This window comes from Cylindrospermopsis sp. CR12 (assembly GCF_001432185.1).
Classification (GTDB): Bacteria; Cyanobacteriota; Cyanobacteriia; order Cyanobacteriales; family Nostocaceae; genus Raphidiopsis; species Raphidiopsis raciborskii.
The window spans coordinates 1-11,294 of the sequence record NZ_LMVE01000079.1 but is presented as its reverse complement, the minus strand read 5'-3'; the positions used below and the strand labels follow the sequence as shown (position 1 = coordinate 11,294).

At 34.7% G+C, this 11,294-nt stretch carries 7 protein-coding genes and 1 pseudogene; 6 read left to right on the top strand and 2 right to left on the bottom strand.

Annotated features, from left to right (window positions below; genetic code table 11):
• Window positions 1–38 precede the first annotated feature (38 nt).
• From ASL19_RS09080 to ASL19_RS09060, 5 genes are all read left to right on the top strand, one after another.
• Window positions 39–1,667, top strand: coding sequence for a GUN4 domain-containing protein (locus ASL19_RS09080; protein WP_072149117.1), 1,629 nt, complete (start codon window positions 39–41; stop codon window positions 1,665–1,667).
• A gap of 34 nt (window positions 1,668–1,701) precedes the next feature.
• Complete coding sequence (locus ASL19_RS09075) at window positions 1,702–2,433, top strand: OB-fold nucleic acid binding domain-containing protein (protein WP_057178085.1); 732 nt, start codon at window positions 1,702–1,704, stop codon at window positions 2,431–2,433.
• 11 nt (window positions 2,434–2,444) lie between these two features.
• Window positions 2,445–3,863, top strand: a complete 1,419-nt coding sequence (locus ASL19_RS09070) for a tripartite tricarboxylate transporter permease (protein WP_057178084.1) — start codon at window positions 2,445–2,447, stop codon at window positions 3,861–3,863.
• A 228-nt stretch (window positions 3,864–4,091) separates the two neighbouring features.
• Window positions 4,092–6,056 carry a hypothetical protein gene (locus tag ASL19_RS09065; protein WP_152980420.1) on the top strand — a complete coding sequence of 655 codons (1,965 nt, stop codon included), beginning with the start codon at window positions 4,092–4,094 and terminating at the stop codon, window positions 6,054–6,056.
• A 98-nt stretch (window positions 6,057–6,154) separates the two neighbouring features.
• The gene (locus tag ASL19_RS09060; RefSeq protein WP_057178082.1) at window positions 6,155–7,825 is read left to right on the top strand and encodes a PhnD/SsuA/transferrin family substrate-binding protein; all 1,671 of its coding nucleotides are present in this window, start codon (window positions 6,155–6,157) and stop codon (window positions 7,823–7,825) included.
• Between the two features lie 143 nt (window positions 7,826–7,968).
• Here the strand turns inward: ASL19_RS09060 and ASL19_RS09055 are convergent, their stop codons facing one another.
• Together ASL19_RS09055 and ASL19_RS09050 are read right to left on the bottom strand one after the other, a co-directional pair.
• Window positions 7,969–9,828: a nuclease-related domain-containing DEAD/DEAH box helicase gene (locus ASL19_RS09055; protein WP_057178081.1), complete on the bottom strand. Its 1,860-nt coding sequence runs from the start codon at window positions 9,826–9,828 to the stop codon at window positions 7,969–7,971.
• Between the two features lie 155 nt (window positions 9,829–9,983).
• Window positions 9,984–10,754, bottom strand: coding sequence for a DUF559 domain-containing protein (locus ASL19_RS09050; RefSeq protein ID WP_057178080.1), 771 nt, complete (start codon window positions 10,752–10,754; stop codon window positions 9,984–9,986).
• 435 nt (window positions 10,755–11,189) lie between these two features.
• Here ASL19_RS09050 and ASL19_RS18600 point away from each other — a divergent pair.
• Window positions 11,190–11,294, top strand: a pseudogene (locus ASL19_RS18600) (IS630 family transposase); the annotation flags it as partial.

Sequence of the window (11,294 nt, the reverse complement as noted above, 5' to 3'; positions counted from 1 at the left end):
GACTTTTGATATACTGAGGTAAAATACTTACAAGTAAGATGAATAAAATCCTCTGCGTAAAACCAGACTGTTTGCACCAGAATCCAAACGACTGTAAATTCTGCCAAAAATGTGGCAACAAATTAATTTTGCGAGAGCGGTTCATCCCCCGGGAAATTTTGGGGGAGGGAGGATTTGGACGTACCTTTTTAGCAACAGATACGGGTAAACCATCTCAACCTACCTGTGTGATTAAACAATTTTTACCCCAAGCCCAGGGCACAGACACTATTGAAAAAGCATCCCGTTTATTTAATCAAGAAGCAAAACAGTTAGAGCAGTTGGGTCAACATCCTCAAATCCCAGAACTTTTGGACTATTTTATCCACACGGAGGATAATCGTCAGTATTTGGTTCAGGAGTATGTGGAGGGGGATACATTAGAGATTGAACTCCAGAAAAACGGGGTTTTCTCCCCTGCTAGGGTTACTGAACTATTAATAGAGCTATTAAATATTTTACAATTTGTCCATAAAAAACAGGTTATTCATCGTGACATAAAGCCAGAAAATATAATTCGTCGTGCTATGGACAATAAAATATTTCTGGTTGACTTTGGTGCAGCGAAGGTGGTGGATCCAACAGCAGGGGGGAAAGAAGGGACAATTATAGGATCTATGGAATACTGCGCTCCAGAACAGCTGCGGGGAAAAGCTACTTTCGTTAGTGATGTGTATAGTTTAGGGTTAACTTGTCTATACTTGTTGACTGGATCTAGTCCTAATAAGTTCTACGATACTACAACAGAAAGATTTTTATGGCGAGATAACTTAGGTAATAGGTCTGTTAGTGAAAAATTAGGAAAGATTTTGGATAAAATGACTGCACCTATTGCAGAGCGTTACCAGTCTGCTAATGATGTAATAGGAGATTTACGTTCTAGACCTGCTATCAATATTACCAATAATGTTACCCCTACACCTCCAATAAAAAATTCACCTAAAAGTTATAAGCCCTTTTTTACTGCGTATAAGAGTGCTGGACTAAGTTTGCCAAAACCTAGAACAGTGGTGGTAGTTGTTGTAGTGTCTTCAAGTATAGTGTTTTTAAACATGGTGGAGAAGTTTGGTGCATCCAAATCAGATCTCCCCTTATTACGAGAAAGCCCAGAAAGCTCAGTTATTCTAGAATCTAATGTTCCTCGGATTTACTTGAGGTTACAAGAGCTGCTTGCTGCTGGTAACTGGAAGGAAGCTGATAAAGAAACAGAACAATTAATCTTAACCGTAGTAAATCGGCAAAGGGAAGGATTTATAAACCCTAAAGTAATTGAACAAATTCCATGTTCTGATTTGAATACGCTGAATCAATTATGGTTACAATACAGTGATGGTAAATTTGGGTTCTCTCCGCAAAAAGAAATTTATCTTGGTTTAGGTGGCACTGAAGATTACAACCAAGATACTTTCAGTTCTTTTGGAGAAAAGTTAGGGTGGAAAAGGGGAGAAACATGGTTAAAATATGATGAATTGCCATCAGTTCAAGGAAATCTTAGCAATGCTGCGATGGGAGAAATGCCTGCGTTGATTTTCTATGAATGGTGGTGGAAAACGATAGGAATAGAATCACAGGTGAATCCTTGGGGGCTAGGACTATTCTTTAATAGGTCTCGTATTTGTCAACTTTAACTATTTCACCATAGAATTAAGAATTAACATTAGTATGCTTAAAAACTATATTAGTTCTCCTCATTTACCATTACTTCTATTTGTTACCCTTACTGGACTAATCTGGGGATTTGGTAAAACATATAAACCCGTATTATCCCAAGCTGTCGTTTATAACGGGGAGTCCTTTTCCTCTGACTCTGTAGGGACATTAGTTATTTCCAGGGGATTGGTCAAAAGTAGTTATCGAAGTTCCCAGGGGATGCACTTTCTGACACTTACAGGATCTGCGGGTGAATATCGGGCTTCTTTTTTCCCCTCTTTAGGAAAGCTCCCTTTTTCTCCAAAGCGGGGGGATATGGTGGAAATAGTCGGATTACTTAGTATTTATGATAATAAATCCCAGGTCTCTCCCTTGTCTTCTCAATCAATCACAAAAACTAGTGGAACTGATTCCCAATACTCTAGTAATTTTAATTCCTCTCCCAATTCTTATCCCACGGTTAAGGTCAAGGAACTTAGTGATTATATGGAGAAAACAGTATGGATTAAGTCTTTACGCGCTGTTTCCTCCGAGGAATTCACATCAAGAAAGGGTTATAAAATGCTGAGATTTAAGCTAGAGAGTGATAGTGGAGATTCTATAAGCGGAGTATTTTTTGAGGGGGACTGGAATCAGGAAACTCTAAATATATTATCATCCAATGGATCAATTGATATTTTGGCTAAAGTTACCGAATTTCAGAATGAAATATCACTAAACGCCAAACAAGTCAAACCTAATTAATCGTATTTATAATGTATTTAGTCTTGTCCTTACCCGCGCTGGTATTAGGAATACTGGTTGGTATTATTTCCGGTTTGACACCAGGTATTCACGTTAATCTTATAGCTTCTTTAATGGTAGCATTTTATGCCTCTGCGTCTTTAGACAAGGAGTTTGCCCTACCCATCTCTATATTCATTGTAGCAGTAAGCATTACCCATGCCTTTTTTGATTACATTCCCAGTTTATTTTTAGGCATTCCTACTGATGAGGTATATTCCCTTTTACCGGGACAAAGATTAATAAAAGAGGGTAATGGTGGTGAAGCATTAAATCTATCCATAGAGGGGTCATGGCGCGGTTTAAAAGCTGCTCTTCTTATTGCTTCTCTCTGTACTTTATTGACTGTAATTGGGATTAATCCCATAGAATGGGTAGAAAAATTAATAAAACCCGGATTATTTTGGATATTATTAATAGCTTCAGCCATTCTTATAATAACAGAAAAAAATCGTTTAACTGCGGGGCTTTTATTCTTATTAAGTGGTATCTTCGGTATTATTATCTTAGGAACCCCTCTAATTCCAGGAGGTTCTTCAGCAGCTTTTGGGGTTTTATTTCCAGCTTTATCTGGTTTATTTGGTATTAGTGGACTCCTACAAACATTATCTGAAAAGACTGCTAGTCTACCTCCTCAAAATAAAAACATAAAGTTGAATTTACCAGAATCAGAAATAAACAAAGGTAGTTTGATTGGAACCTTATCAGGGATGGCTGTTGGCTTACTCCCCGGTCTAGGTTCAGCTAACGCTGCTACTCTAGCTCTACTCTTTATTGGTAATCAAGAAACAAGCGATCGCAGTAGGTTATATATTGTAATTACATCAGCCATACAATCTTCAGATGCACTATTTGGAATAGCAGCATTATACTTTATCAACAAATCAAGGTCTGGTGCATCTGTTGCCATTAATTCCATAATTGGAGACTTAGATTCTTGGATAACCATGATATTGATTTTAATGGGGATGGGTATAGCTGGGTTTTTGAGTCGTAAACTACTTTTAAAAACCTGGAGACCATTGACATCAGTAATAGACAATTTGCACTACAAGAGTTTAACAATAGCAATTATTGTATTTATAACAACACTTGTATTAATATCAACAGGTATCTGGGGATTATTAATTCTGGTAGCGGGTAGTTGTCTAGGATTGTTACCATCCATATTCCAGGTGAGAAAAAGTCAAATGATGGGATTATTTCTCGTGCCAGTTTTACTGTTCTTTAGCGGATACCAAGATACTGTTGTTAGCTTCTTTGCTTTGGAAGGTCAGTCTTCTCCCCCAGTCAATTCTAGTTTATCTGAAATCAGTATATTTTTATTGATTAGTGTCTTAATCGCAATAAGTAGTTATTTTATTAACTCCAAGTTCCAACGAAATACTTAAACCTATGGTTATTCTGGTTAGTTTGACATCTACCTCAAGATAGATCTTTTTTCCTTGGAAATGCGATCGCGGTTATAGCGGTTATAAGAGAATAGAGATGTAGTTTATTTATCATGGTGGATCTGAGTTTTTCTCTTTAAACTTTAAAAAACAGTAGAAAATTAAGGTTAATACAGTGACACAAGTAGTTATACTTCATTTATTGAGTAAAACAAGGATGTTAAAATAGTGAGTATAACCCTAAGAGGAATAAAGAGAACATTGTCTAGACTTGCTGGTATAACTACTGATAATATATCTACTCTGTTGCGAATATCATTAAATAGACTTATTAGATTACAATCTTCTACAAGACTAGTTACAATAAGTTTCGTTTTTACTATCATTGGTACGCCATTTACTTTTAAAATTTATGACACTTATTGGAATGTGACAATATTTAGAGTTCAAACAGTTGACTTCAACATATTATCTCATACATTACCTACAAAACTTTCTTATGCGATTTTAAGAAAAGATATGGAAGAAGTTCAACGGACTGTAGATAGTACCTATAATTTATTTGGATTAATCGTTACAGATCCCTCTGGAAAAAATATTATTGCTTATTCTGGCAAGAATTCAGATGAATCCCCCTCTTGGCGAAAAGCTCTTGAACCCGGAGAATTAAAAAATCATCCTTATGATGTACTGCTTGATCCTCCTCCTGTGTTCTCTCAGTGGACATATGCTCATTCTTCTGTGACTGAACGAACTGCTACTGAACTTACTAACAAAGGGCGCGTTATAGGTAGAGTTTACTACGTTAGGGGTGTCAGTCCTACATTTGGAAATGAAATGCTAAAATGGTTGAGTAATCCCTTTTCTAACAGTAGTAGAATCCAATCTTATTCCAGTAACATATTGTCCTTCATTCTGATTACTTTTATAGTATGGCGTACATTAGAATTTTTTGTTAATAAAATAATTAACGAACGTAGGTTAAATGAGGAAAGAGAGATAGAATTAATAAATAATAATAGGCTTTTGGAAATTGAACTTACTGAAAGAATTGAAGAAACCAGGCTATTGCAACAACAAAGAGATAGCGAACGAATAAGATTTGAGAACGAATTCAATAACTTGCATCTACAGAGAACTCAATTAGAAAGTCAAATAGAAAGTATGATGCAATCAGTCAATAGTTCACAAGTATCTGAACTAGAGAGAGAACTTCAGGAAACTAGAATAGAATTACAAGAAAATCTCACCAATAAACATGAATACCAGAAGTTCATACAAGAGTTAACAAGAGAGTTAGAAATTCTTGAAACAGAACAATTAAGACTCAATCATCAAAATCAACAAAGGGAAAGTGAACTGCAAGAACAACTTAGAAAAATCAAGGAGGATAGAAAGAGAGCAGAAAGTAGATTAACTTCTTTACAGGATAATGAGATACAATATGAAAATCTTTTAGTTAGTTTACAAGAACTATTAGATAGAAAAAATAATGAACAGCATGAACTTAGTAATCAGATCGCTAGTTTACAAAATCAAGTAAATATATATCAGGATAGAGAACAAGTATTACTAGAAAGCAGAGAGCAAGTACAAGCTGAAGTTAACAGTTTAAATATTAAGATAGAACGTTATTTAGAAGAAATTGGTCAGCATGCCTTAAATGATTTTGAACAACAAATTTATCAAAGATTGATGAATAATTTTCCAAATGATAGAGTTGAAACCCAAATTGATGTAGGATATGGAAATGAGGGAAGTAAATTTACAGACTTCCTTGTAGTAACAAATCAAAATTTAGCCAGTCGAGTTTATTTTGTAATAGAAGCTAAATCATACGCAGGGGTAATTGAACCTCTTAATCCCCAGGATGTCCGTAACTCAGAGTGGATCTGTAGAAGGAATCAATCCAGAACGAAAATCCTCTCTTGTTGGGGTAAAAACCCTTATGTACAGGTTAAAAATTATTGTGATGGTGTTATGCGTAATAGATTACTAGGATTTCAAAACCGTAGTAGATTTAACCAGGGTGATACAGTATATGGAATTATTGTTTTTCCATCCGATTCAAATATTGACGAAAATATTAGACTAAATCTTAGCTCATTCTATAGAGTCATAACCCTAAATAATTTAGTTTCTACAATAAGGGAATTAACTCAAATAAATGCGCGTAGAAATCGTGCTGCATAATGGACAAACAGCTTTTCTATTTCATCTAGGTTCCCACAGGCGATCGCACTAGTTACTTAATTTATTCTACTCACAATCTCAAGTAAAGGTAAGAAGTTATGATTTTTAAAAACAAGGGATATAAGTCTTTTACACATCTTTTGTTCTCCACTACCCTCCTGTTTTTTGGATTGCTAGGTTGTAGTTCTAACCAACCAAAAAGCAAACCTGAATTCACCACCTTAACAATTGGTATATTAAGCTCTTCAGACTACTATAAAGGCTTAACTGATTATCTTAAACGAGAATTTGGCAATAAAGTGCAAATAATTATTGATGGTGGAGATGAGCTTTCTTATGAGGAAGCAAGAAAGAGGATGATCAACCGAGAATGGGATATTTCTTTTACACTGTCACCCATGCTTTCCATCGCTGCGAAAAATAATGGTTATACACATACGGGAAGGATGTTCCCCAAAAATGATCCTTACTATCAAGCAGTTTTGTTTACAAAAGCAGATAGTCCTATTAAATCCATTAGTGATTTGAATGAGACTCATACTATAGCACTAGGTGATTTTAATTCTGTTTCCAGCTTCTATGTTGCTTCCTACGATTTATATGGCAAGACCCTGAATGTAAATATGGGTCACAAATCCCGAAAAATTAAGGAGCTAGTTAAAAGTGGACAAGCTGATTTAGGTGCTGCTGCTGATTCAGCTGTAAAAGATGAAAAAGATTTAAGAATAATTCACGTAAGTAAAGATATTCCGGGGTCTGGAGTTTTCTTATCACCCAGATTGTCTAAATCTGACCGAGAAATAATCACCAAAGCATTGCTTAATGCTCCCAAAAAGATTAGAGAAGATGCCAATTATGGACAAGGTGAGGATTATGATTACTCAAATTTAATTAAGATATCAGAAAGAACAAATGAGATTTTAAAGTGTTCAGATTTTACAAAAAATCCTGTGAATTTTTACTGTAGTTCCAAACCTATAGAAAATACTGTCAAACCTCCTGAATCTGATTCTAGTATAGTAGGAAAAATCAATGGGTGGACAAAGAGGGGTGATACTGAAACTTTTAAACTTGTAGGAGAGAATAATCAAATTTATGAAGTTGTTATTCCTTCTCCCATTTTTAATAAAATACTTGATGCTCCAAATCCCATTGCGTTACAGGGAAAAACAGTCAAGATTATTGACGTTAAACCTCAAAAAGTAGGAGAAATAAATCAAATAAATATAGCTGAACCCAGTCAGTTCATCGTAGGACAAAATAGCCAATCTAATAAAAAAGTTTCTGGCGAAATAGCCTATACTGTCAAAGAAATTGAGGATGGTGACACAATCACCGTTACTGATCAATCAAGCAAAGAAATGAAGATAAGATTTGCTTGTATTGATACTCCTGAAATATCTCATTCTTTTACCGATAGTCTATCTTTTGACTCCAGGTATAAAAATCAGTTTTCATGGGGTAATAAAGCAAAAGAAAAACTCCAGTCACTACTCAAAGTTGGCAACCAAGTGAAATTAAAGATTGTAGACACTGATCGATATGGGCGTAAAGTAGCTGAAGTACGATTACCTGATAATACTTTTATACAAGAATCACTTCTAAAAGAGGGTTTAGCAATGGTTTACCACAAATACTTATATAACTGCACTAGTGCTTCAATTGTCGAAAAAGCAGAATTAGAGGCTAAAGAAAAGCATTTAAACATTTGGTCAGATTCAGAATTTATGCCACCCTGGAGTTGGAGATCTGCTTTTAGGGTTAATTGATGAAAACACTATTAAATTGTGACAAATCAATTAATACCTTTAATACCTTAGCAAAACTCTGAAACCTCAAAACAATCAATAGGGTTTCAGAGATATTTAGAAAAATGTGCAGTAGGACTAATGTTGCTCTATCATTTTATTTCTTAATGACTGTTTTTAACATCTACTTTATGTGAATTTTCAATTTCTTGGATAAAATCGGAGTTACCAGAGGTGCTAATGACTAAAAAGTCTTCTGGTCTAGTCATAGCAACATACATTAACCGCCTTTCTGATTCTTCCGAATTATTGTCAAATAGAGCTGGTAATTGGTCAGCCCACAAAAGAATAACAGCATGATACTGTAATCCTTTTGTAGAATGAATAGTCTGGATTTTTATTCCAGGTTTTGTGATTTTAATTCTATTCTCATTACCTGGATTATTGATCCATAGAACAGGAGCAATCTTGCCCAATTCTTCTATAAAACCTTTTAAAATTACCTTCTCTCTACTGGAAGATAATCGATACAAAATACCTATGTTTTCTGGATTGAGAGGTTTAATTTTTTGGTCAAACCAAAACCCATTTAACAATTTTTTAACAATACCTATAACCTTATTACTTTCCTCCTCTCGACTGGCAGATTTTAGCAAAATAGGTTTAATTCCATTACTGCGCTGGCATTTTTTTGGATCAACAAACAAGGATTGTATGGAATTTTCTCCACCATCATCTGTCTTATCTTGACTAGCAAATATAGAAGCTAATTCTATGATTTCCCTGCTGTTACGATAATTTTTGTCGAGATCGAATTTTGTATATTCAACTCTCCCTACTGCTTTTATTCCTATATCCTTCCATTTTATTTTTTTATTCCCGGAGTATATACCCTGACTCCCATCTCCAACAATCAGCAAATCTCCATCATATGGGTCATTCATTGCTTCTAGAACGCACTCGAACCAAGATGTAGCGAAATCTTGAGCTTCGTCGATTAATATTGCGTCATATCGTTCTGATTCCATGTACGTCAGCCTTTCTTTAAACCGCTTCCCCAAATCTTCGTTAGACTCTTCATATTGACGAACACAATTATTAGCTTTTGCCCATCCATCAAAGTGTTTAACTGTGACATTAGGATACAATGTAAGAAGTTCATTTAAATATGATGCTAAAGTAACATTAAAGCAAAGTAGAAGAATTTTTGATTCTGGCTTTTCGGTGCTTAATATACGAGCTTTAGCTATTAGGAGGACTGTTTTACCAGATCCTGCAACACCATATATAATTCGATGTCCTTCACCGATTTTGCGAGCATTCAATTCTTGACGAGTGTCTAAAACTTTTAAATCTTGTATTTCAAACTTTTCTTCTTTGTGTCTGGCTTGTTTTGGTGTTGAGAGGATAATTTCTGAATGAATAATTGCACGAATCGCATTTATTTCATTTTTGTCTAATCTTGTAAATTGCCGAAAAGGTTTAAAAAAACTTAGGAAAATTTTGTATATATCCTCAGTCTTCAATGATTCACTAGTCCAGGACTCTAAAATATCCCTTGTTACCACTTTATCTGGAGGAAACACTTCTGTTAAATTATGTTCCTGAACTTGCGCCCCTGTAATGTTAGAAAGAACCGCAAAATGTCCAAAAGGGAAGATGAACCTATTTTTGTTTTCTCCATCTTTCTCTAACAGTATTTTGCCATAATCTTTATTTTTGCAGGATTCCACTAAAGACATCATGTACTCTCTTGCTTTTATAGTAGGATGTTCACAAGATCCTTCTTTAGTCCGTATAAGCTGATTATTCGCTTCTAAAATATTCTTGAGATACCAGCCTTGTACTTCAATCACCAGTATTCCTAAATCAGGTCCGATAATGATAAAATCCGGATATTGATCTTGAATGATTGGTTCATAATAGACTATGTAATCATCAGGGAGTTTTTGCAATACGGAGAAAAGCTTTTTCTCTCCCACTGATGCTCTTGACGGAAGTTTATCTGGAATTAATTCTGCCATTATGATTAACCTCTTCGCTAAAAAACGAATATTAAAATTACCTTTCGTAGTAGTGCATTTTTATCAAGAATTAGTCTAATTTCAACATTGCTAAGGAATTAAGCAAAATTATTTATAACAGGTTGAACCTTATTTAGCAATGTTTTCAGACCTTCTTATAAAGGAATATCATCAATGTCTATTGTTTTTATTTGTTCTTCTCTACTCACCTCTTTAGTCTTTTCAGAATTGGAGCTTAATTGATAAACATCAAATAATTCTAAAAATTCATCGATAACATTTCTAGGATCATTCAAGCATTCTGTTGCAGTAAATCTAGTACAACGAACACCTTGTCTTTCAAAAAGCCTATCTCTATGATGGTCTTTTGCTGCTGATGGATGATATTCACGTCCGTCAACTTCTAGTATCCGAGAATTCCCCCTGTAATAAATTAGAAAGTCAACCTCTTTAGTCTCTCTAAGACTAAGGCTCCTATTAGTAATTCTGCATCTAGCATTTGCAAAGAACAAAATTTTTCTTTTTTCTAGTTCTTCTGCAATTTTTTGTTCAGCAGGAGATCTTAATTTTAATCCATTCCAAGCAAAACTATCATCTGAAATAAAATCATCATCTGTCTGTTTTTCATTTTTGACTTGCCGAGTGGTAACTACAGAATTATTAGATGTGATAGCATGATCCAGTCTTTCTTTTTCTCTGTTATCATTAGTATATACTCTCCAATAATGTTGTGTACGAGATCCACCAGGTTGTCCTCTGTATTCTAGTACATATATACCTATGACTTTTCTTTTATTAGGACTATTTCTAACATTCTGATGTAGCCAATCTGAAACCCATCCTACTCCGGAATCAAGTCTTGATAGAACTTTTAACATCATAGTTGTATCTAGTTCATAATCACCTGATGCTAGTTTCTTTGCCATTTATGTATACCTTTTAAGTAGACAACCTATATTTATCAATGTACAATTTAATTGTTGTGTCAATACGTTTGTCAGCGATGAGGATACTCATATTTTTCTCCAAGATGTGAAGTTGATATAGAAAGGGAAAGAAGTAACAGAAGTTCAGCTAGAGCTAAATACAAGGTTTGTATTTCTGTCTCCTGTCTTATATCTCCTACCTTGTCTGAAGTCGTTTCATGAGATGTATGTTAGGATGCGCAGACAGATGCGTCTAGCTATTTGGCGCGAACAACAAAAAGTTAATTGAGGACGGGGAAAATTTGAGCAAATTTATGTCTTGGGTTGTTGTTTACAGTAACACCAAACACTGTTAAGTAGTCGTGCAAAATAAATTGCCGACTATAAACATAAAGTGATAAAGTATCTTATGAACAGTAATAAACAGGAACAATTATGCGATTTATTAGAGATTTAACTTTTGATACTGCCAAATTATTAAATAGAATATATAAGGAAAGTAGACATTATCAAGTTAGACAAAGAGCGCATTGTATTTTA